This window comes from Paracoccus cavernae (assembly GCF_042430175.1).
Taxonomy (GTDB): Bacteria; Pseudomonadota; Alphaproteobacteria; order Rhodobacterales; family Rhodobacteraceae; genus Paracoccus; species Paracoccus cavernae.
In genome coordinates this window covers 373137-395059 of the sequence record NZ_JBHMDZ010000001.1, presented here as the reverse complement: position 1 = coordinate 395059, position 21923 = coordinate 373137, and the positions used below count along the sequence as shown (strand labels likewise).

Here is a 21923-nt window from a genome sequence, read left to right as displayed (position 1 = left end):
CGCGGTTACTCCGCCTGACTTGCGGGCGGGGTGGCGGGCGGGGTGGCGGGCGGAGTGGCGGGCTGTGCGGCGGTCGAGGGGCGCGCGGCAGGACGGGTTGCCGGTTCCGTTGTGGTTGCGCTTGTTTCTTCTGTGGGCGTGCCTTCTGCAGGTGCTGCACCGGCTGCGGTTGCGGCGGGGGCAGTTTCGGCTGGTGTCGCCTCGGCGGGAGCTTGGTGCTCTGCGACGGGTGCCGTCGCGGGAGCTTGCGCGGCGCCGCCTGCCGATGCGGCAGGGGTGGCGGCATTCGCGCTTTGATCCGAGGCAGGCAGGTTGCGCACGACGCCATTGGCGTCAAGCTCGACGGGAACCGGCTTGATCTCGGCCCCGGCGCGCAGGTTCTCGAGCCCGTCGAGAATGACCAGCTCGCCCTCGGTAATGCCCTGCGTCACGATCCACGAATTCTTGTAGCTTCCGGCCTCGGCCAAGGTCACCTGCTGGGCGGTGCCGTCACGCGCCACGAAAGCCGTCAGCGTGCCGTCCGAGGCACGCCGCGTCGCGCGTTGCGGGATCAGCACGGCGCGGGTGGTGCCGATGGTCATGTCGACGCGCAGGAACTGGCCCGGAAGGATGAGGCGCTGCGGATTGGGGAACTCCAGACGGATCGGCACGGTGCCGGTCGTCGGCGAGACGGTAACGCCCGGGCTGACCATGCGGCCGGTCCCGTTGAAGGGCTCGCCGGTTTCGAGGATCAGCCGCGCCGAGGTCTCGCCTCCGGCATTGGTCAACAGATTGCCCGCCTCGATTTTCTCGCGGTTGCGCAGGATGCGGGCGCTGGATTCGTTCACGTCGATATAGATCGGGTCGAGCTGCGTGATCGTGGTCATCGCTTCGCTCTGGTTCGCGGTCACCAGATCGCCGATCGAGACGGCGGCAACATCGGGCACGCCGTCGATCGGGCTGAGGATGGTGGTGCGGCGCAGGGCAAGCTCGGCGGTGTCGCGCGCGGCTTCGGCCGCCTTGAGATCGGCCTGCGCCTGCGCCAGAGCCACCTGTGCATCCGACAGATCGACCGAGCTGACGCTGGAGCGCTCCAGCTTGCGGTAGCGCTCGACCATGGCGGTGGCCGATGTCAGGCTGGCTTCGGCGCCCGCAACACCGGCCTCGGCTGCGGCGAGGGCCGCGGCAAGGGTCTCGGGGTCGAGGCGGAACAGCGTGTCGCCGGTTTTGATCGGCTGGCCCGGATTATAGACGATCTCGCGGACCTCGCCGCCGACCTGAGGCCGGATGGCGGTTTCCTGAACCGCGACGGCGCGACCGGGCAGGGTGACGACATAGGGTACGCTTTCCTGCGTGACGGGCATGACCCCGACCTCGCGCGGGCCCTGTGGCTGGCCGCGCCCGCCCGCTGCGCCCTGCGCGATGGTCTGGCCGGCGGAAAGCAGAACGACAAGCGCCGCACCAAGAGCCCAAGAAGTTGATTTGGTGCGTAGCATACTGCCTCGTTCCTCGTGTCTGCCGCCCTTTGGGGACGCGCGCATTTTCAATGCAATGTTCTACCGAGATACCCAATGGCAAGTAAACGAGCGTGACGGGCGCGGTCACGCTTTTGCGAGATTGTCGGGAAAAGCTGAAAAAACCGTTAGCGGGCGGGGCACGCCGCCTGTGTGCGCTGGCGAGGCGCGAGAGAAAGGGCACACGCAGAGAAAAGGCCCGCCGAAGCGGGCCTGTGTCTTGCGGCTTCCCGCCATTTGGCGGCAGCGGCGGCCTTTAGAAATCGACGGCGATTCCGCGGCGCTCGTAATCGCCGAAACGGATCGGTTCCGGCCCGTCGCGGCCGCCCAGCTCGACCGGCAGGTCCAGCGGCTTGGCGTTGCGGCGGCGCTCTTCGGCTTCGGCCAAGGCGCGCTGGGCGGCGGGGGGGATGTCTTTGGGGATCTCGCGGGGGGCGTCAGCGGCCATTTCGGCGGCGATTTCGCTCGCGGCAGCCTCGGGCGATGCCGCCGCCGTCACCTTGTCCGAATCTTCGGGCAGATCGGTTGCGGGCTTTGTATGGTCGGTCATGGCGGTTTCTTCCGCTTGGGGCTAGATACGCCCAATCTAGGCAAGGGGTGCGCTTTGGACAAGCAGCAGAAGGGCGGCGCCGAAGGCGGTCGCAATCAGGGACGTCATCACGCGGGCGGTCGCGGCAAAGGGCCGCGCGGCGGCAATCGCGACAACCGCGACAACCGTGCAGGCAAGCCGGCAGAGAGCCGCCCCGACAACCGGCCCGACCGTGCCCGCCTTGGTGCCTTGCGCCTGCTCGAAGCGGTCGAGGCAGGGGCGACGCTGGACGAGGCCGCCGTCCGGATCGAGCGTCTCGCGCCCGCCGATCGCGCCCGCGCCCGCCGCCTCGCTCTCGAGACGCTGCGCCGCGTGGCCCGCCTCGAGCCCATTCTCGACAAACATCTCGCCCGCCGTCCGCGCCCCGATGTGCTGATGCTCTTGCGGCTCGCCACCGTCGAGCTGCTGGCGTTGGACGAGGCCCCCCACGGTGTCGTCAACGCCGCCGTCGTCCTCTCGCGCAGCCTCGGGCCCAAGGGGGTTGCGGCTGCCGGTATGGTCAATGCGGTCCTGCGCAAGGTCGCGGGCGACCGCGAGGCATGGGAGGCGCTCGCGCCGCAGGAAATGCCCGACTGGCTGCGCGAACCCGTCGTCGCCGCATGGGGCGAAGAGGTCGCCCGCAAGATCGAGGCCGCCCATGAGGCCGGAGCCCCGCTGGATCTGACCGCGAAGCCCGCGCTTGTCGCACCCGGCGAGGCGCTGCCCACCGGCTCTTTCCGCCAGCCTTCCGGCACGCGCGTCACCACTTTGCCCGGCTTTGCCGAGGGCGATTGGTGGGTGCAGGACGCCGCCGCCGCGATTGCCGCCAAGGTGCTCGCGCCGAAAGCGGGCGAACGCATCGCCGATCTTTGCGCCGCGCCGGGGGGCAAGACCATGCAGCTTGCCGCGGCAGGGGCAAAGGTCACGGCGCTCGATATTTCCGAGGCACGTCTGGAGCGGATGGAGGAAAACCTCGCGCGCTGCGGTCTCACAGCCAAGATCGTCGCGGGTGATGCCTTGGCCTTCGCGCCCGACGAAGGCTTCGACGCGATCCTGCTCGACGCCCCCTGTTCGGCGACCGGAACGATCCGCCGCCATCCCGACCTGCCGCTGATCCGCGACGGCAGCGGCCTCGACGAGATCACCGCGCTTCAGGCGGCGATGATCGACCATGCGCTCGGCCTGCTCAAACCCGGCGGGCGGCTGGTTTACGCGACCTGCTCGCTTTTGCCGGCCGAGGGCGAGGAGCAGATTGCCGCGCTTTTGGCACGCAATCCGCGGATCCGCGTCGAGCCTCCGCAGGTCGCGGGGATCGAGGCCGGCTGGATCACCCCCGAGGGCGGTTTGCGTCTGCGGCCCGATTACTGGCCCGAAACCGGCGGGATGGACGGATTTTTCATTGCGTGCTTGCGGAATTCCGCTGACGCGACCTAAGCTTAGCGCATCTTACTCGACCGGGCGGCCATGAGCGAAATGCCTCCGAACCAGACAGCGGCACGCGGTTTTCTGCGCAGGCCGGACCCCAAGGCGATCGGCAATGTCGATCGCGGCGCCCAGATTTTGGGCGGTGAATTGCAGCTGGCCGGCCATGTGCTCAAGGGCGATCCCTTTGCAGGCGGGCCGCAGCCCGATGCGGTTGCGGCCGAGCTGCACGGCTTCGGCTGGCTCGACGATCTGGCTGCGCTCGGGACCCATCCGGCGCGCGGACTGGCGCAAAAGCGCGTCTTCGACTGGATCGCCGATCATCCGCATGCCGATGAAGGTGCGGTCGAATGGGCACCCGAGGTCACCGGCAAGCGGCTTTTGCGCTGGATCTTCCATTCGGGCCAGATCCTGCCCGGTTTGGACCGCGAGGGCAGCGCGCCCTATTTCGCGGCGCTGCAAACCCATGTGAACCACCTTGCCGCGCATTGGCACACCAGCCCCGACGGGCAGGCGCGGCTGGAAACGCTTGTCGGGCTGGCGGTGGCCGCGATGTCCTTGGCGGGGGCCGAGGGGCTGGTGATGCCCTCGCTCATCGCTTTGGCCGAAGAGGCCGAGGCCATGGGAACCGAACTGCTCTCGCGCCCGCGCTCGCCCGAATCGCTGCTGGAATCCTGCGCGCTTCTGGTCTGGACCGTCGAGGTCGCGACCGAGGCGGGGATCGAGGCGCCGCCGCAGCTGATGGCGATCGTCGGCGAGATCGCCCCAATGCTGCGCGCGATGCGTCATGCCGACGGGGCCTTGCCGCAGTTTCACGGTGGCGGCCGCGGCGCGCCGGGGCGGCTCGACCACTGCCTGCGCGCGACACCCGGTCCCGCGACCACCGCGCGCGGCATGGCCTTGGGCTTTGCGCGCATGGTGCGGGGGCGCACGACGGTGATCGTCGATGCCGCGCCGCCGCCCGCGCCCGATGTCGCGCCCGAGGCCGTGGCCAATGCCCATGCCTCGACCTTGGCCTTCGAGATGACGGTGGCACGCCAGCCGCTGATCGTCTCTTGCGGACCGGGGCAGGGCTTCGGGCCGATCTGGGCCCGCGCCAGCCGTGCCACGCCCTGCCATTCGGCGCTTTGCCTTGCAGGGCTGTCGTCTTCGCGGCTTGCACCCGGTGCGGGCGCGCCCGGAGATGCGCCCGATATCCTGACCGAGCGGCCCGAAAATGTCTGGGCCGGCGATTACGACGGCCACGGCCAGCTGGTCGCGCCCGATTTCGGCCTTCCCCATTCCGGCACCACCGCCCATATGCTTGCCGGCCACGACGGCTGGCTGCACAGCCACGGCCTGACCCATCTGCGCGAATTGTGGCTGGATCCCGACGGCTTCACGTTGGACGGCGAGGATTCGCTGGCGGCGCTCGACGAGGGTGCGCAGGACCGTCTGGCCGATGTGATCGGGCCGCCGGACGGGGGCGGGGGGATCGGTTTCGACATCCGCTTCCATCTCCATCCCGATGTTACCCCCTCGGTCGAGGCGGGTCAGGTCACGCTTTCGCTGCCCAATGGCGAGCGCTGGCTTTTCAGCCATGACGGCACTGCCGAGCTGCGAATCGAGCCCTCCTGTTGGCTGGATCCCGCCCAAGCAGGGCCGCTTCCGACGCGTCAGATCGTTTTGACGGCGGTTCTGGGCGGTCGGGCGATACAGATCGGCTGGACCTTGGCGCGTCTGGCGGTTAGGTGAACGCAACACAAATTGGAGGCCTGCCGATGAGTGACCGCGTCCCGATGCGCCGCGCGTTGATTTCCGTTTCTGACAAGACCGGTCTGGTCGAGTTTGCCCGAGACCTTTCGGCGCGGGGGATCGAGATCCTCTCGACCGGCGGCACCGCCAAGGCGCTGCGCGAGGCGGGTCTGACCGTGGTCGATGTCGCCGATGTCACCGGCTTCCCCGAGATGATGGACGGACGCGTCAAGACGCTCCATCCCGTCGTCCACGGCGGCCTTCTGGCCTTGCGCGACAATGACGCGCATATGGCCGCGGCCTCCGAGCATGATATCGGCATGATCGACCTGCTGGTCGTGAACCTCTATCCGTTCGAGGAAACCGTCGCCAAGGGCGCGCCCTATGACGAATGTATCGAAAACATCGATATCGGCGGTCCGGCGATGATCCGTGCCGCGTCCAAGAACCACGCTTTCGTCAGCGTCATCACCGATGTTCAGGACTACGCCGCGCTTCTGGCGGAACTGAATGCCAATGACGGTGCGACCTCTTACCCCTTCCGCCAGAAGCTTGCGCAGAACGCCTATGCCCGCACTGCGGCCTATGATGCGGCGGTCTCGGGCTGGATGGCCAAGGCGATCGGCGAGGAAACCCCGCGCCGCCGCAGCTTTGCCGGCACTTTGGCGCAGAGCCTGCGTTACGGCGAGAACCCGCATCAGGCGGCGGCCTTCTACACCGACGGCACCAACCGTCCGGGCGTGGCCACGGCCAAGCAGTGGCAGGGCAAAGAGCTGTCCTACAACAACATCAACGACACGGATGCCGCCTTTGAACTGGTGGCCGAATTCGGCGCGGACAAAGGTCCGGCGGTTGCGATCATCAAACATGCCAACCCCTGCGGCGTGGCGACCGGTGCCTCGGCCGAGGAAGCCTACCGCCGCGCCTTCGACTGCGACCGCACTTCGGCTTTCGGCGGCATCATCGCGCTGAACACGACGCTGGACGGCCAGACCGCGAAAGCGATCACCGAGATCTTCACCGAAGTCGTCATCGCCCCCGATGCGACCGACGAGGCGCGCGAAATCTTTGCCGCCAAAAAGAACCTCCGCCTTCTCACCACCGGCGGTCTTCCCGATCCGGCGGCTGCGGGCGACACCTTCCGTCAGGTTGCAGGCGGTTTTCTGGTGCAGGGCCGCGATAACGGCGTGATCCTTCCGGCCGATCTCAAGGTCGTGACCAAACGCCAGCCGACCGAGGCCGAGCTGCGCGATCTGCTCTTTGCCTGGACCGTGGCCAAACACGTCAAGTCGAATGCGATCGTTTACGCCAAGGATTTGGCGACCGTCGGTATCGGCGCAGGCCAGATGAGCCGGATCGATTCGACCCGCATCGGTCAGCGCAAGGCGCAGGACATGGCCGACGCTCTGGGTCTCGCCCAGCCGCTGACGACGGGTTCAGTCGTTGCCTCGGATGCGTTCTTCCCCTTCGCCGACGGCGTTCTGGCGCTGGCGGATGCGGGCGCGGTCGCGGTGATCCAGCCGGGCGGCTCGATGCGCGACGACGAGGTGATCGCGGCCGCCGATGAGCGCGGTCTGGCGATGGTCTTCACTGGTCAAAGGCATTTCAGGCACTGAATGAGCGACGAAGAGCCCAAACCCCGCAAGCCGCGTGCGAAAAAGGCCACCCTCCCCGCTGACGGGACGGTGGCCGAGGCCAATTCTGCCGCGACGCCCAAACCGCGCGCCCGCAAGGCGAGCCAAAGCGGTGCTCCGGTCGCGGGGGGCAAGACGCCCGCCGCCGCTGCCGTTGTCGCGGACGGTGCGCCGCGCGATTTGTCGATGCGGCTGGTGGTTTACGTCTCGCTCGCCATCATCTTGCTCGATCAGGCGCTGAAATATGTCGTGGTCCATGTCATGCGGCTCGACCGCGTGCGCGAGATCGACCTTCTCGACCCTTGGCTCAATCTGCGCATGGCGTGGAATCAGGGGGTGAATTTCGGACTGTTCTCCAGCGATGTGAACCTGATGCGTTGGGTGCTGATCGCGGTGGCGGCAGCGGTCTGCATCTGGGTATGGGTCTGGCTGCGCCGCACCGAGCATTCCAAATTCGCGCAGGTCGCTGCGGGTTTCCTGATCGGCGGCGCTTTGGGCAATGTCATTGACCGCATCGCTTACGGCGCGGTCGCCGACTTTCTCAACATGTCGCTGCCGAACTGGCAAAACCCTTATAGTTTCAACGTGGCCGATATCGCGATTTTCATCGGGGCCTTCGGTCTTTTCCTGCAACCGCCCGCCAAAAAAGAGGCGGTGGCAGAGCTTCGCACAGAGCCGGTCCGTCGCAAGAAGCCAAGCGACAAGACCCGTGACGAGGCGAACAAATGACGCTAGAAGGGCTCAAACGGGCGTAAGGGGATGAAAATGCGGCTGCGGGCAACTGTGCTGACAATGACCGTGCTGACGCTGGCTGCGTGCAGCACCGATCCGCATTTGATGAATATCGACAGTGGACAGAGAAGCCCTGACGAATTCGCCATTGTCCCGACCAAGGCGCTGCAGATGCCGCCGGATCTGAACATGCTTCCGACGCCCACACCGGGCGGCAGCAACATCACCGATCCGACGCCGAATGCCGATGCGATCGCCGCGCTTGGCGGCAACCCCGGCCATTTGGCGCAGCAAGGCGTCGGCGCGGCCGATGGCGCGCTGCTGGCCTATACCGCCCGACTGGGCCGCGACGGCAACATCCGTCAGGTCACCGCCAAGGAAGACGTCGAGTGGCGCAGCCGCCACTCGCGCCGCTTCCTCGAGATTCTGGCGGAAACGAACGTCTATTATCGCGCCTACGAGCCGATGACGCTGGACAGCTGGACCGAGGTCGAGCGCTGGCGCGCCACAGGCGCCCAGACGCCGGCCTCGCCGCCGCGCGGCTATAGCCCGACGGGCGTCTACAAACCGTCCAAGGCCAAAGAGCAGCCGGACCGGATGCACAATTAACCACGATTTCGGGCAAAGGGGCGCATCACCGCGCCCCTTTCCTTTTGCCACCGGTTTGTCTGCCGCCGCTTTGGCGTGCTGCACCCTTCGGTTCACGCTTTCATGACAGCCTATCCCCTTGCCCTGCCAGCACGGGCGCGGCAGGGTCGGGGAGCTTGTCCGAACCGGAGCCTCTTCATGCGTTATGCCGCTCTTGCCCTGATGCTCTCTGCCGCGCCCGTGCTGGCCGAGATGCCCAAAGGGATCAGCCACTTCACCCTCTCCAACGGCCTCGAAGCCGTCGTGATCGAGGATCACCGCGCGCCGGTTGTGGTCCAGATGGTGTGGTACAAGGTCGGTTCCGCCGACGAGGCGCCGGGCAAATCGGGGATCGCGCATTACCTCGAACATCTCATGTTCAAGGGCACCGAAAAGATGGCGCCGGGCGAGCTGTCCAAGACCGTCACGGCGAATGGCGGGATGGATAACGCCTTCACCAGCTATGACTACACCGCCTATTTCCAGCGCATCGCCAGCGACCGCCTGCCTTTGGTCATGGAGATGGAGGCCGACCGCATGGAAAACCTGCGCATCGGTCCCGACGACTGGCAGGCCGAGCGTCAGGTCGTTTTGGCCGAGCGCGCGCAGCGCACCGACAGCGACCCCTCGGCGCTCTTCGGCGAAGAGGTCAATGCGACCCAATATTACAACCATCCCTACGGCCGTCCGGTGATCGGCTGGCGTCAGGAGATGGAGGGGCTGACCCGCGACGACGCTTTGGCGTGGTACAGCAGCCATTACGCGCCCAATAACGCGGTTCTGATCGTCGCGGGGGATGTCACCGCCGACAAGGTCCGTCAGCTGGCCGAGAAATACTACGGCCCCATCCCCGCCCGCGAAGGCGCTTTGCGCAAGCCGCGCCCGCAAGAGCCCGAGCAGCATTCGCCGCGCTGGATGGAGCGCAGCGATGCGCGCGTGCCGCAGCCGGTCCTGAGCCGCTCGATCCTCTCGCCCGAACGCAATGCGGGCGAGCAGACCAAGGCCGCCGCGCTGACGGTTCTGGCCGAATTGCTCGGCGGCTCGGCCCAGACCTCGGTTCTCGGCAAAAAGCTCGTGCTGACCAACAAGGCGCTTTACGTCTATGCGGGCTATGACGGGCTTTCGGTCGATGCCACGACCTTCAACCTCTCGCTGATCCCCGCGCCGGGTGTCGCCAACGAGGATGCCGAAGCCGCTTTGGATCAGGCTTTGGCCGAATTCCTGACCGAAGGGCCGGATCCCGCGCAGCTCGAGCGTGTCAAAAGCCAGATCCATGCCGCGACAGTCTATAAACAGGATTCCGCCCATGGCCGGTCCTATGAATATGGGCAGGGGCTCTCGGTCGGGCTGACGGTCGAGGACGTGAACGCCTGGCCCGAGATCCTGTCGGCGGTGACGATCGACGATGTGAAGACCGCCGCCCAAGAGGTGCTGACCAGCAAGGCCAGCGTCACCGGCTGGCTTCTCCCCGAGGCTGCCGCCGCTGCCGCACCCGTGGCCGATCCGGCCGCCGCGACCGCTGAAGGCCTGCCCGAAACCGCACCCGAGGTCGTTCCGGATACGGCTTCCGCACCCGCCGAAGCCGCAACCGAAGCCTCAGAACCTGCTGCGGCGGATGCCAGTGCCGTTGGTGTCGCCGATCCTGCGGCCGAAGAAGGTGTCCTGACCGAATCGCCCCGTCCGCCGGTGGCCCCGAAACCCGCATCCGAAGAGGTCACCCAATGATCCGCCGCGCTTTTGCTTCCGTCGTCTTCGTGCTGCTCGCGGCTTTGCCCGCCCGTGCCATCGATATCCAGCAGATCACTTCACCGGGCGGGATCAATGCCTGGCTGGTCGAGGATCACTCGATCCCCTTCACCGCCGTCACCATGATGTTCAAGGGCGGCGCAAGTCTGGATCTGCCGGGCAAACGCGGCGCGATCAATCTGATGACGGCCACGCTCGAAGAGGGCGCGGGCGAGATGGACCAGACCCAATTCGCCGAGGCGCTCGAATCGCTCGGTGCCGCGCTCAGCTTCGACGTCAGCGATGATGCGCTGGTCGTCTCGACGCGGGCGCTGACCGAGAACCGCGACCAGCTGGCCGATCTGGCCAAGCTTTCCCTGACCGAGCCTCTCTTCCAGCAGGAAGCGCTGGACCGCGTGCGCGCGCAGGTGCTTTCGAACATCCGCGCGGGCGAAAGCGATCCGCAGACCATTGCCTCGAAAGAGATGGCCAAGCTGATGTGGGGGGACCACCCCTACGGCACTTCGACCAGCGGTACGGTCGAATCGGTCACTGCGCTGACGCGCGAGGATATGATCGATGCGAAAAATCTGGTGCTGGCGCGTGACCGCGTCGTGGTTGCCGCCTCTGGCGACATCACGGCGCAGGATCTCGGTCTGTTCCTTGACCGCGTGCTCGGCGATCTGCCCTCGGTGGGCTCCGCCCCGCTACCGCAACCCGCGATCTTCCAGCTGACCGGCGGCGATACCGTCATCGACTGGGACAGCCCGCAAACCGTCGTTTCCTTCGCGCAGGCCGGTCTGCCGATCGACGATCCCGATTTCTTCGCCGCTTTCGTCGCCAACCATATCCTCGGCGGCGGCGGTTTCTCGGCCCGTCTGATGGAGGAAATCCGCGAAAAGCGCGGCCTGACATATGGTGTGGGCACGGGGCTGTCCAACGGGCTTTACGGCGACAGCTGGATCGGCGGGATGGCTTCGGGCAACGACAAGGTTGCCGAAGCCGTGGGCCTCGTGCGCGAGCAATGGGCGCTGATGGCCCAAAGCGGCGTCACCGATCAGGAGCTGGCCAATGCCAAGACCTATCTGACGGGCGAATATCCGCTCCGCTTCGACGGCAACGGCCGCATCGCGAATATCCTCGCGGGGATGCAGCTCGCCGGATTCCCCGCCGATTACGTCAATACCCGCAACGCGAAGATCGAGGCCGTGACCGCGGCGGATGTCAAACGCGTCACCGCGCGGCTGCTTCATCCCGACCAGCTGCGCTTCGTCATGGTCGGCCGCCCCGAGGGGCTGGGGCCGGATGCCGAGACCGTCGCGGCCCCCGAATAAGGCAGGCCGGACCGTCCGGAAATGCAGAACGCCCGCAGGTTTCCTTGCGGGCGTTTTTCGTGATGCTGCAGGGGCTGCGGCTCAGGGCGTGTTCACCCGCACCGCGCCGGTGCCGCCAAGCGCCGCGCCGGCAACCGCGCCGACAGGGCCGGCCACAACCGCGCCCGTTGCCGCGCCGGTCGTGGCGCGGGTCGCGGTGTTGGGGCCGCAAGCGGCCAAAGTCAAAGTGAGACCGCAGATCAATGCGGTGACAGTACGGGCCATGGAATTTCTCCTTGAATAAGAACTGCCTGAAGCCTCAACCGCAAAGCCTCGGACATGGTTTCCCTCTTGGTGAAAATCAGCATGAAATCTTTTCCGCGGGCTGATCGGCTGCTATATCTGGGGGTATGATGACAGATCCCCTCAATATGCGCTCGGCCGGGATGCGTCCCGAGATCCGCCAGCTTGACGAAACCGCCGCCAACCGCATCGCGGCGGGCGAGGTCGTGGAGCGTCCCGCCTCGGCGGTCAAGGAACTGGTCGAGAATGCGCTGGATGCCGGTGCAAGCCGCATCGATGTCGCGATCGCGCAGGGCGGCAAAGCGTTGATCCGTGTCAGCGACGACGGCTGGGGCATGACGGCCCAAGACCTGCCGCTGGCGCTTTCGCGACATGCGACCTCGAAAATCGACGGATCGGATCTGCTCGACATCCGCAGCTTCGGCTTTCGCGGCGAGGCCCTGCCCAGTCTCGGTGCGGTCGGCCGCCTGACCATCACCAGCCGTGCCGAGGGTCACGAGGCCGCCTCGATCACCGTCTCGGCCGGACGCGCATCGCCGGTGAAACCGGCGGCGGGCAATCGCGGCACGGTGGTCGAATTGCGCGACCTGTTCTTCGCCACGCCCGCTCGGCTCAAATTCATGCGCAGCGAGCGCGCCGAGACCCAAGCCGTGGCCGAGGTCATCCGCCGCCTTGCGATGGCCGAGCCCTATGTCGGCTTTACCCTGACCGACGAGGACGAGGGCCGCGTTCTGTTTCGCGCCGATGCCGAACAGGGAGAACTGTTCGGCGCGCTGCAGACCCGTTTGTCGCGGGTGATGGGGCGCGAATTCATCGAGAACACCATCCCGATCGACGCGACCCGCGAGGGGATCACGCTGACCGGCTTTGCCGCGCTCCCGACCTATTCACGCGGAACGGCGGTTGCGCAGCATCTTTTCGTGAACGGCCGTCCGGTGCGCGACAAGCTTCTGACCGGCGCCTTGCGGGCGGGCTATATGGATGTGCTCGCGGGCGGGCGTCATCCGGCGGCGGTCCTGTTCATCACCTGCGATCCGCATCAGGTCGATGTGAACGTCCATCCCGCGAAAGCGGAGGTGCGTTTCCGCGAGCCCGACATCGCGCGCGGGCTGGTGGTCTCGACGTTGCGGCACGCTTTGGCGGGGGCGGGGCATCGTGCCTCGACCACGGGCGGCGCGGCGGTTCTGAATGCCGCGCGGGTCGAGCCTGCCGCATATCAACCGCTTCTGCGCCCCGCCTATCAGGCCGATTACGGCAGCGCGGGCCGGTCATGGACCCGGCCCCCGAGTCCCTCGGCCGAGGCTTTGGGCGCGGCGCATGACTGGCAGTCCCCGCTGGCGGATCCCGCCGGTTTCAGCGAATCCCCCCGCGACATCGGCCCGATGGGCATGACCAGCGCGCGGATCGAGGCCGAGCCCGCGATCCCCGTCCCCGAGGATGCGCCTTTGGGTGCGGCGCGCGCCCAGCTTCACGAGAACTGGATCATCGCCCAGACCAAGGACGGCTTCATCATCGTCGACCAGCATGCCGCGCACGAGCGTCTGGTCTACGAGCGTCTGAAGGCGCAGGCCGAGACCCGCAGCATCGCCTCGCAGGCGCTGCTGATCCCCGAAATCGTCGCGCTTTCCGAAGGCGATGCCGCGAGGCTCATGGCGATTGCCGATGATCTGGCCGCGCTCGGCCTCGTGATCGAGCCTTTCGGCGGCGGCGCGGTTGCCGTGCGCGAAGTGCCCGCGCTTTTGCGCAATGTCGATGCCAAGGGGCTATTGCGCGACATTGTTGACGACCTGAGCGACGAGGGCAGCTCCGACCGGCTCAAATCGCGGGTCGATGCGGTTCTGTCCTCGATGGCCTGCCACGGATCGGTCCGCTCGGGGCGGCGGATGAACGGCGACGAGATGAACGCGCTCTTGCGCGAGATGGAGCGCACACCGCGCTCCGGCCAATGCAACCACGGCCGCCCGACCTGGGTCGAGCTGAAGCTTGCGGATATCGAAAGGCTCTTCGGGCGTTGAGGCCCCGCCGTCACGCCGCTTGACGATTCGCCCCCGTGGCGCATCATATCGGCTGGGGGGATGGCGATGGACGAGATTACGACCGACAAAATTGCCTATGTCATTTTGCTCGCGCGCGAGATGGGGGCGGACCAGCCCTTGCGTTCGGCCCGCAGCGAGCTGCGCGAATTTCTCGAAGGGCTGGACGAGGACGAAAAGGCGGGGCTGATCGCGCTGATGTGGATCGGCCGCGAGACCTTTGCCCCCGAAGAGCTGCCCGAGGCCGTCCGGACGGCCCGCGCCGAACGCGGCGAGCGCCCCGACGATTATCTGATCGCGGAGCCCCAGCTGGCCGATTTCCTCGAAAGCGGGATGGAGGCTTTGGGCTTTTCCCCCGAGGACGAGACCGAGGCGATCCTGCGTCCGGTCTAAGCCGCAAATCCTGTCGCAGGCATGGAAAAACCGGCCCGAGGGGGCCGGTTTTCTTGTTGCGGACAGGCGGATTTACTTGCGCGTGACCTGATACAGGCCGCCGTTGTCTTCATCCGTCAGCAGATAGATCGAGCCGTCCGGCGCGACTTCGAGATCGCGGATCCGGCCGATTTCGTCCTGCAGATAGCGCTGCTCGCCCACGACTTTGTCGCCGTCCAGACGCAGTTGCACCAAGGCTTGACCGCGCAGGCCGCCGATCAGCAAGTCGCCCTTCATCTCGGGGAACATCGCGCCGTCATAGAAGCTCATGCCCGAAGGTGCGATGACCGGATCCCAGTAATAGAGCGGCTGCTCCATGCCGTCCTGCTGGGTCAGCCCTTCGCCGATCGGCGTGCCGGCATATTCCTCGCCATAGGTGATGGTGGGCCAGCCGTAGTTCTTGCCTGCTTCGGGGCGGTTCAGCTCGTCGCCGCCCTGCGGGCCGTGCTCGACCGTCCAGAGCCGGCCCTGCGCGTCAAGCGTCGCGCCCTGCAGGCTGCGATGGCCGTATGACCAGATCTCGGGCTTGGCCTCGACGCCGGTGAAGGTCGGGTTGCCGGGGGCCGCCGCGCCGGTCTGCGGGTCGATGCGAAGAAGTTTCCCCAGATGGGTGGTCAGATCCTGCGCCAGCGGGCGGGCCTCGACCTCCGAGCGCTCGCCGGTCGTCACAAACAGCATGCCGTCGCGGTCGAAGACCAGACGCGAGCCGAAATGCTTGGTCGAATCCCAGCTCGGCTGCTGGCTGAAGATGGTGCGGACGTTTTCGACGGCGCTGTTGTCGGCCGAGAGCGTGCCGGTTGCGACGGCGGTATTGTTGGTGCCGTCGGCCTGGGGTTCGGCAAAGCTCCACCAGATCTGGCGGTCGCTCGCGAAATTCGGGCCGATCGCCACGTCGAGAAGGCCGCCTTGTTCGCGGGCATCGACGGGCGGCAGGCCGGTAATCGGCGCGCCGAGCGTGCCGTCGGTGCCGATCAGGCGCAGCTGGCCGGGGCGTTCGGTGACAAGAACCGCACCATCGGGCAGGATCGCCATGCCCCAGGGGTGGCTCAGCCCGTCGACGCGTTTGGTGGCGGTCAGCTCGAATGCGGCCGGCAGGACCGGCGCGCGGGTCTGCCCTTCAAAAGCGGGTTTCTGCGAAGGCACGTTCGGGGGCGCATCGTTGAAATCGGCAAGGGCGGGCGTGGCAATCAAAGCTGCCAGTGCAAGACCGGTTGCGAGTTTCATCCTTTGATCCTCCTCGGGGAAAATGGGCTGAAAAAGAGAGATGAGCAGATATAACAGACAAAAGCCAGCCGCGATTTCCGAGGCAGATTGTCGCGGCTTGCGCGCCGGGGGCGAAATGCAAAAGACCCGGCGCGAACCGGGTCTTTTCATGATTGGCATCAATGCCTTGTTCTTACGGGAAGGCGGCGTGATCGGTGCGGTCGGGGCGGCGCGCGCCGAGAAAGGGGCCGTCGCCGCCCGCATCGATCCGCGCAATCGCCGTCTCGATATCCTCGATGATGACGCCCATGACGAAGGCCGTCGCATGGATCATCCGCCCGGCATCAAGCGCCATGGCGACGTGGCCCGGCCAGAACAGCAGATCGCCGCGCTGATAGGGGCCCTCGACCACGGGGAAGGTGTCGCGCTGCATGTCGCTGTCGCCGGGGCAGGCGATGCCCGCGCCGATCAGCGAGGCCTGCGCCAGCCCCGAGCAATCAATCCCCCAGCGGCTGTTTCCGCCCCAAAGATAGGGCGTCCCCATCAGGCTTTCGGCCAAAGCGCCAGGATCGCTTGCCGCATGGGTCGCAAGATGCATCGAGGGCACCCAGCCGCCGCTCGCGAGCCGCGAGAATTTGCCCTGCGTTTCCGTGACCGAGACCCGCGCCCCCATCGACAGCGAGCCGATCTCGCGCAGTTTCAGATTCGCTTCGGGGTAGATATGCGTCGCGGGGGTGCTGACGCGGTGGGTGATCGCGGGCAGGTCGCGGCCGAGAAAGCGGGACTCGATCCAGCCGCAATAGCCGTCGAGCGCGGCCTGCACAAAGGACCAGTCGCCACGCTCCTCGATCACGGTCAGATCGGCGCCGAAATTGGTCTGGCGGTCGCGTGCGCCGCCGATTTCGCGGCAAAGATCGGCCACGGCAACGCCCAGTCGTGCGGGCGTGCCCGCAGTATAGGCGGGTCGTTCGAGCAGGCCGCGCAGGCTTTCGAGCGCCACGCGATCTGTCGCGGGGGTCAGGCGGCGGTCGGTGGTGTTCACGGCAGGCGCAGTCATTTCAGCACCTCGGGCAGGGCCTCGAGCAGGGTACGCATCGCTTGGCCGGTGCCGCCTTTGGGACGTGCGGGCGCGCCTGCGGGCTGCCAGCCGTAGATGTCGAAATGCGCGTAATGGCGTGCCTTGCCTGCAAAGCGGCGCAGGAAAAGCGCGGCGGTGATCGCGCCCGCGAAGCCACCCGAAGGCGCATTGTCGAGATCGGCGATCTGCGGCTCGATCAGGTTTTCGTAGGGCTCCCAGAAGGGCATGCGCCACACAGGGTCATAGGCGCGCGCGCCGGCCGCCTGGATCGCGGCGGCAATGGCGTCGTCATCGCAGAAAAACGGCGGAAGATCGGGGCCGAGCGCCACACGCGCCGCGCCCGTCAGCGTTGCCATCGAGACGAGGAAATCGGGCGCCTCCTCTTCGGCGAGGGCGAGCGCATCGGCGAGGATCAGTCGGCCTTCGGCATCGGTATTGTTGATCTCGACCGTGAGGCCCTTGCGGCTGGTCAGGACGTCGCCCGGACGGAAGGCATTGCCGGCAATCGCGTTTTCCACCACCGGCAGCAGCACGCGCAGGCTGATGTTCGCGGTCAGGCCAAGGCGGGCCAGCATCTCGCTTAGTCCCATGGCCGAGGCCGCGCCGCCCATATCCTTCTTCATCAGCAACATCGACGAGGGCGGCTTGATATCCAGCCCGCCGGTGTCGAAACACACGCCCTTGCCGACCAGAGTGACCTTGGGGCCGGTGCCGGGGAAGCGCAGATCGAGCAGGCGCGGCGCTTGCGCACCGGCGCGGCCGACCGCATGGATCATCGGGAAATTCTGCGCCAGCAGATCATCGCCCGCGATGACCGAGATGCTCGCGCCGTGACGCATCGCCAAAGCGCGGGCGGCTGCCTCGAGATCGTCGGGCCCCATATCCGAGGTCGGCGTATTGATGAGATCGCGCGCCAGATATTCGCCGGCGATCATGGCAAGGACGCGCCCGGCATCCACGCCCTCGGGGCAAACGAGACGGGCGCGCGCGGGCGCAGCCGATTTGTAGCGGTCGAAACGATAGGCCGACAAAAGCCATGAAAATGCCGCCAGCGACAGATCGACGCCTTCGGGGGCATCGGCGATATGCCAATCGCCTGCGGGCAGACCATCGGCGGCACGGGCCAGAGGATAGCGTTCGCGCGCGGGGCGGGCCTGATCAATCGGACCAAGGCCGAAAAACGCGCCCTTGATGCTGCCATCCGCCGCAGGAAGAACCAGAATCTGGCCGGCTTTGGCCGTAAACCCGTTGGCTTTGCCCCAGATTGCGGCCTCGGCGGGGGTGGCCTGCGGGTAGAGCGGCCCGTCGCTGTCGCTGTGCACCAGCCAAAGCGGCAGGCTGGACGAAGAGGCGGGGGCAAATTCGGGTGTCATGGCAGACCTCGGTCAGATTTTTTCGAGAGCGACAGGGTAGCGCCACCATATCCGGCTGCAAGGGCAGAGAAGGGGCTGCCCGCGCATGTCCGGTCCCCGCCTGCTGCAAGGGCGGGCCTCAGACAGCCCTTGCGGCACCGGTTTGGCGGCAGCATGCCTTGCGGCCGGACCACTGCGGGACCCGCTCCTCCGCTTGCGCCGTCATGGTTCGAGATCGCTGTCCCATATCTCGGTCAGGGAACGGTTCGCCACGCGTTCGAGCCGCGCCAGAGTTGCCGAAAGTGCCTGCATGTCGCCGCTTTCCGAGCAACGCCCGACATCCACCGCCACCCCCGCCAAGGTCACCAATCCGATCTGCCAGGCGAGTTTGGAGAGCCGGTCGGCATGGGCCGCGATCTGCGCCTTGTCGTTTTGCGCCGCCGCCCGCAAGGCTTGCCGCAGGGCCAGCGAAAGCTGCTCCATCGCGGCGACGATCAGGTTGGATGCGGCCATTTCCCCCAGCTCGGCGACGATCTCTTTGACGCGCTGCTGATCAACCTGGATTTCCTCTTCGACTGCAAGATTTGCCACATGCGTAGTCAACTCATCACCGTTTTTCGTTCGCATTCACGGGCCAGAGATGACAGCAGAGCGTCAAGAAAACGTTATGTCTGCCCCAATAAAAGGCTCGAACTTTATCCATCCGGGGGCTATCAACATGGCAAAAGAAAGCGAGTCTGCCATGAAAGACGCACATCTGCTGCCGCATTACCTTGTCCAGCGCTACCACGGCTGGAAGGCGACCAGCTTCATGGAGAACAAGGCCTGGTTCCGACGTTTGGCAGAAGACGGACAGCGTCCGCGGGCCATGGTGATCGCCTGCTGCGACTCGCGCGTGCATGTGACCTCGATCTTCGGCGCTGAATCGGGCGAGTTTTTCATCCACCGCAATATCGCCAACCTCGTGCCTTCCTATGCGCCCGACGGGCTGCAGCACGGGACCTCGGCTGCGGTGGAATATGCGGTGACGGCGCTGAAGGTTGCGCATCTCGTGATCGTCGGCCACACCAATTGCGGCGGCGTCCAGGGCTGTCACGACATGTGCTCGGGTCGCGCGCCGGAGCTTGAGGAAAAGACCAGCTTCGTCGGCCGCTGGATGGATGTTCTGCGCCCCGGTTACGACCGCGTGGTCGATCTGCCCGAGGAACAGCAGATCCGCGCGCTCGAGCGTCAGGCGGTTCTGATCTCGCTGGAAAACCTGATGACCTTCCCCTTCGTGAAAGCGGCGGTCGAGGCGGGCGAGCTGTCGCTCCACGGCGTCCTGCACGAGATCGGCGATGGCGGTCTGTGGCAATATGACGGCGAAAAGGACGATTTCACCCTCGTCTGAAGGGGGCTGTCAAACAATACCCCAGGCAATCGGGGCCGCGCGGGAAAGCGCGGCCCTTTTGCGTTCAGCCCATCACCGAAAAGCTCGATTCCGTATTGATCGCGCGTTTGCGGCTATAGGTGCCGAGGCTGATCTCGCGGTCGATATGCTCGAGATGGAAGCGGACCGGATCGGCGTCGTGATCGTGGCCCGCCTCGCATTCGCCGATGATCTTGGCCATGATCTTGCCTGCAACCGGCGCGTTCTTGAACTGGTTCCCCGAGGATCCACAGGCCATGTAAAAGCCCGGCAGATCGGATTTGTCGTAGATCGGCAGCCAGTCGTCCGAGACGTCGTACATCGCGACCACACCGCTCGCCTGACCGGGGATGCGCAGTTCGGGAAGACGTTGCGCGGCGCGCATCACGATCGTGGTCCATTCGTCGGTGAAGCGCGTATCGACCTGATCGGGGTCGTCGACCCAGATGCGCTCGTCGCATTGCGGATCGGTCGAGCCGATGCAGATGCCGACGGGATCGGGGCGCAGATAGATCTCGGTATCGGCATCGGCGACGATGATGCCGTCCTTGCGGTAGTCCATATTCACCGGACCGGCGATATAGGCGACCTCCTGGCGGTTGGCGCGGGTATGGACGGTCATGCCTTCGGTGACGCCCGCCATGCGGTTCAGCCCCGCCGACCACGGCCCGCCGACGTTCACCACGACATCGCCCGCCAGAACCGTGCCGTCGTCCAGCCGCAGACCGCTGACGCGGCCGTTCGCGGTCTCGATCGCTTCGACCTTGGTGCGGAAACGGAAGGTTGCGCCATGGGCCTCGGCCGCCCATTGCAGGTTCTGCGCGGCAAGCTTGGGATCGTTGACATAGCCCGCCTGCGCGAAATGCACCGCGCCAGCGATCTCGCCGCCGGTCGGCTCGCAAAAACCGTCGTCTTCGGGGCGTTTGGCGGGGGCGTAGCGCTGGGGATCGGCGCCGGGCAGATAGGTCCCGAGATCGGCGGTCGCGACCTGCGTATAGGCGCAGCCGATCTGGTCCATCATCGCCATGACGTTTTCGAGATAGCCGTTGGAATCTGATTTGATCACCAGATTGCCGGTCTCGTGATAGATCGCGAGCGGGCGGCCCTCGTCGAGTTTGACGTAATCGGCCCAGTTGCTCCAGTAATTCCAGCCCTCATAGGCCAAAGCGCAGGATTCGTAGACCGAATAGTTGATGCGGATCACGGCCGAAGAGTTCGAGGTCGAGCCGTAGCCTGCCTCGGGCGCCTTGTCGACGACGGTGACCTGCCAGCCCGATTTCGCCAATTCATAGGCGGTTGCGCAGCCTATTACGCCCGCGCCGATAATGAGTGCATGTGCCATCAGTTGCTCTGGATAGGAAGGGCCCGGCCCCTTGCGCCGAAGCGTTTGCAGGGCGAACCGGATCGTTTGAATTTGAATATCACTAGACATATTCTCGCGAAGCTTTGCGCCGACGGCAAGCGGAGATTGCGGCCCGCCGCCCGAATTGCGACTGAAGGCTGAGGGCCCTGCGGCCCCTTGTCACAGGGTTTGGCCTGCTTTGCCCCTCAGAGGGCCGCTTCGATCTCGGCGGTGGGGCCCGCCGCGGAGCGGCCGGAGCGGGGCGGCGGGAAAGAGGAACCCGCAGCGGGGCGCGGGGAGGCCGGCGCCTCCGCCAGCATGGCCGAGAGCATGGCCGCCAGCATGGCACGGCATGGCGCGGTCATCGCGGCTTCCGAAAGGGCAAGGGCGGCGGGATTGGTGATTTCGGCCAGACAGTCGTGCGGCAGATCGATCGGGCGCGGCGCGATACGGCGGGTGGCGAACCAGTCTTCGACCGCGCGCCAGATCGCGTGGCGGTCGGCTCTGCGGCGGGGGCTGTCGTAACCCGTTTCGGGCGAGAGGGTCAGCGAGCCCGCGGTTTCGATTTTGGTGAGCAGCGGCTCTTCGATCACCCGCAGGATCTGGCCCGACATCAGCAGGCGGTTCCGCAGGTCACGGTCCTCTTCGACGCTGTCGGCATAGCCGCCCAGCTCGCGAAAGACTGCCGGCGCGAAAAGCCCCGAGTTGATATGGAGCCAATCGCCCGCCGCCGGTTCGGGCTGGGCATTGGGAAAGAGGTCGTCGACCATCGAGATCTCGCGCCGGATGGTACGCCGCGAGCCGTCGGGCAGGATGAGGTCGTGGTGGCAAAAGACCGCGCCGATTTGCAGCTCCGCTCCCGCCGCGCGACCGATCACCCCCCAATTCAGCCCCGCATCGCCGCGCAATCCGCGCAGGGCGAGCACGCGCGACTGGCGCAGCAGCTTGTCGGTGTGGGGGCGGTCGTCGGAATCGTGAAAGCTGATCGCGCGCCGCCCCGCCAAAGCAATCGCCACATTCTTGGCCCGACCTGTTCCGAGATTGCGGGCAAGCCGGATCAGCGCCACGCGGGGATGGGGGGCAAAGCGCCGCATCGCGGCCCAGGTCGCGCCCGCCGCACCGCCTTTTGATCCGTCATCGATGGCGATCACAAGACAATCGGGATGGGATTGCGCCAAGGCGGCCTCGATCGCGGGGCCGATCTGGGCGGGACGGTCGAGCACGGGAATCGCGATTGCGACGGGGGTGTCGTGGCTCATGATCTGTTCCGGATGCGGTGGGGCCGCAAAGGCGTGCCGGTTGCGGATGATGCGGCGTCCTGCCGCAGCAAATCACCGAGGCCCACGGTGGCCCCCGCCGGTTAAGGCATCGTTAACATGCGCAATCCGGTTAAACTGCGGTGAATTTCTCGCGAAATATGTTGCGGAAATGCCGCAGGTGGGGCCGCCTGACAGGGCGTTTGGAACCGGATCCAAGCGGCTGCAACGGCGAGGGAACTGCCCTAAGGCAGGGCGCGCGCTTGAC

19 protein-coding genes are annotated in these 21923 nt (G+C 66.2%); 10 read left to right on the top strand and 9 right to left on the bottom strand.

All coding sequences use genetic code 11. From position 1 onward, the window contains the following. Positions 1 to 5: 5 nt before the first annotated feature. The gene (locus ACFFUC_RS01965) at positions 6 to 1475 is read right to left on the bottom strand and encodes an efflux RND transporter periplasmic adaptor subunit (RefSeq protein ID WP_377683010.1); all 1470 of its coding nucleotides are present in this window, start codon (positions 1473 to 1475) and stop codon (positions 6 to 8) included. Positions 1476 to 1749: 274 nt separating this feature from the next. Next, positions 1750 to 1941 carry a DUF1674 domain-containing protein gene (locus tag ACFFUC_RS01960; RefSeq protein ID WP_377683604.1) on the bottom strand — a complete coding sequence of 64 codons (192 nt, stop codon included), beginning with the start codon at positions 1939 to 1941 and terminating at the stop codon, positions 1750 to 1752. A 156-nt stretch (positions 1942 to 2097) separates the two neighbouring features. Between ACFFUC_RS01960 and ACFFUC_RS01955 the strand changes: the two genes are divergently transcribed. From ACFFUC_RS01955 to ACFFUC_RS01925, 7 genes are all read left to right on the top strand, one after another. After that, positions 2098 to 3495 carry an RsmB/NOP family class I SAM-dependent RNA methyltransferase gene (locus tag ACFFUC_RS01955; protein WP_377683008.1) on the top strand — a complete coding sequence of 466 codons (1398 nt, stop codon included), beginning with the start codon at positions 2098 to 2100 and terminating at the stop codon, positions 3493 to 3495. A 30-nt stretch (positions 3496 to 3525) separates the two neighbouring features. Continuing rightward, positions 3526 to 5217 carry a heparinase II/III family protein gene (locus tag ACFFUC_RS01950; protein WP_377683006.1) on the top strand — a complete coding sequence of 564 codons (1692 nt, stop codon included), beginning with the start codon at positions 3526 to 3528 and terminating at the stop codon, positions 5215 to 5217. 26 nt (positions 5218 to 5243) lie between these two features. Next, complete coding sequence (gene purH / locus ACFFUC_RS01945) at positions 5244 to 6833, top strand: bifunctional phosphoribosylaminoimidazolecarboxamide formyltransferase/IMP cyclohydrolase (protein WP_377683004.1); 1590 nt, start codon at positions 5244 to 5246, stop codon at positions 6831 to 6833. Beyond that, positions 6834 to 7580 carry a signal peptidase II gene (lspA, locus tag ACFFUC_RS01940; RefSeq protein ID WP_377683002.1) on the top strand — a complete coding sequence of 249 codons (747 nt, stop codon included), beginning with the start codon at positions 6834 to 6836 and terminating at the stop codon, positions 7578 to 7580. 36 nt (positions 7581 to 7616) lie between these two features. Then, entirely contained in the window at positions 7617 to 8192 is a 576-nt protein-coding gene (locus tag ACFFUC_RS01935; RefSeq protein WP_377683001.1) for a DUF3035 domain-containing protein, read from the top strand. A gap of 177 nt (positions 8193 to 8369) precedes the next feature. Beyond that, entirely contained in the window at positions 8370 to 9935 is a 1566-nt protein-coding gene (locus ACFFUC_RS01930) for a M16 family metallopeptidase (protein WP_377682999.1), read from the top strand. Continuing rightward, entirely contained in the window at positions 9932 to 11269 is a 1338-nt protein-coding gene (locus tag ACFFUC_RS01925; protein WP_377682997.1) for a M16 family metallopeptidase, read from the top strand. Before ACFFUC_RS01930 ends, ACFFUC_RS01925 begins: the two co-directional genes overlap by 4 nt. A gap of 81 nt (positions 11270 to 11350) precedes the next feature. On the opposite strand, the gene ACFFUC_RS01920 is transcribed toward ACFFUC_RS01925, so the two are convergent. Further along, positions 11351 to 11533 (bottom strand): hypothetical protein, encoded by a 183-nt coding sequence (locus ACFFUC_RS01920; RefSeq protein ID WP_377682995.1) that lies wholly within the window; start codon positions 11531 to 11533, stop codon positions 11351 to 11353. 128 nt (positions 11534 to 11661) lie between these two features. On the opposite strand from ACFFUC_RS01920, the gene mutL reads away from it, so the two are divergent. Then, the gene (gene mutL / locus ACFFUC_RS01915) at positions 11662 to 13566 is read left to right on the top strand and encodes a DNA mismatch repair endonuclease MutL (RefSeq protein ID WP_377682993.1); all 1905 of its coding nucleotides are present in this window, start codon (positions 11662 to 11664) and stop codon (positions 13564 to 13566) included. A 66-nt stretch (positions 13567 to 13632) separates the two neighbouring features. Then, the gene (locus ACFFUC_RS01910) at positions 13633 to 13977 is read left to right on the top strand and encodes a DUF3775 domain-containing protein (protein WP_377682992.1); all 345 of its coding nucleotides are present in this window, start codon (positions 13633 to 13635) and stop codon (positions 13975 to 13977) included. 72 nt (positions 13978 to 14049) lie between these two features. On the opposite strand, the gene ACFFUC_RS01905 is transcribed toward ACFFUC_RS01910, so the two are convergent. From ACFFUC_RS01905 to ACFFUC_RS01890, 4 genes are all read right to left on the bottom strand, one after another. Beyond that, positions 14050 to 15240 (bottom strand): PQQ-dependent sugar dehydrogenase, encoded by a 1191-nt coding sequence (locus tag ACFFUC_RS01905; protein ID WP_377682990.1) that lies wholly within the window; start codon positions 15238 to 15240, stop codon positions 14050 to 14052. A gap of 172 nt (positions 15241 to 15412) precedes the next feature. Continuing rightward, the gene (locus ACFFUC_RS01900; protein ID WP_377682988.1) at positions 15413 to 16276 is read right to left on the bottom strand and encodes a C40 family peptidase; all 864 of its coding nucleotides are present in this window, start codon (positions 16274 to 16276) and stop codon (positions 15413 to 15415) included. Further along, positions 16273 to 17670 (bottom strand): leucyl aminopeptidase family protein, encoded by a 1398-nt coding sequence (locus tag ACFFUC_RS01895; protein ID WP_377682986.1) that lies wholly within the window; start codon positions 17668 to 17670, stop codon positions 16273 to 16275. The genes ACFFUC_RS01900 and ACFFUC_RS01895 overlap by 4 nt, the downstream gene beginning before the upstream one ends. A 201-nt stretch (positions 17671 to 17871) precedes the next feature. Further along, the gene (locus ACFFUC_RS01890) at positions 17872 to 18240 is read right to left on the bottom strand and encodes a hypothetical protein (RefSeq protein WP_377682985.1); all 369 of its coding nucleotides are present in this window, start codon (positions 18238 to 18240) and stop codon (positions 17872 to 17874) included. Positions 18241 to 18391: 151 nt separating this feature from the next. On the opposite strand from ACFFUC_RS01890, the gene ACFFUC_RS01885 reads away from it, so the two are divergent. Further along, positions 18392 to 19039 carry a carbonic anhydrase gene (locus ACFFUC_RS01885; protein WP_377682984.1) on the top strand — a complete coding sequence of 216 codons (648 nt, stop codon included), beginning with the start codon at positions 18392 to 18394 and terminating at the stop codon, positions 19037 to 19039. 64 nt (positions 19040 to 19103) lie between these two features. On the opposite strand, the gene ACFFUC_RS01880 is transcribed toward ACFFUC_RS01885, so the two are convergent. After that, entirely contained in the window at positions 19104 to 20399 is a 1296-nt protein-coding gene (locus ACFFUC_RS01880) for an NAD(P)/FAD-dependent oxidoreductase (protein WP_377682982.1), read from the bottom strand. A 206-nt stretch (positions 20400 to 20605) separates the two neighbouring features. Next, positions 20606 to 21658, bottom strand: a complete 1053-nt coding sequence (locus tag ACFFUC_RS01875; protein WP_377682980.1) for a glycosyltransferase family 2 protein — start codon at positions 21656 to 21658, stop codon at positions 20606 to 20608. Positions 21659 to 21923: the final 265 nt, after the last annotated feature.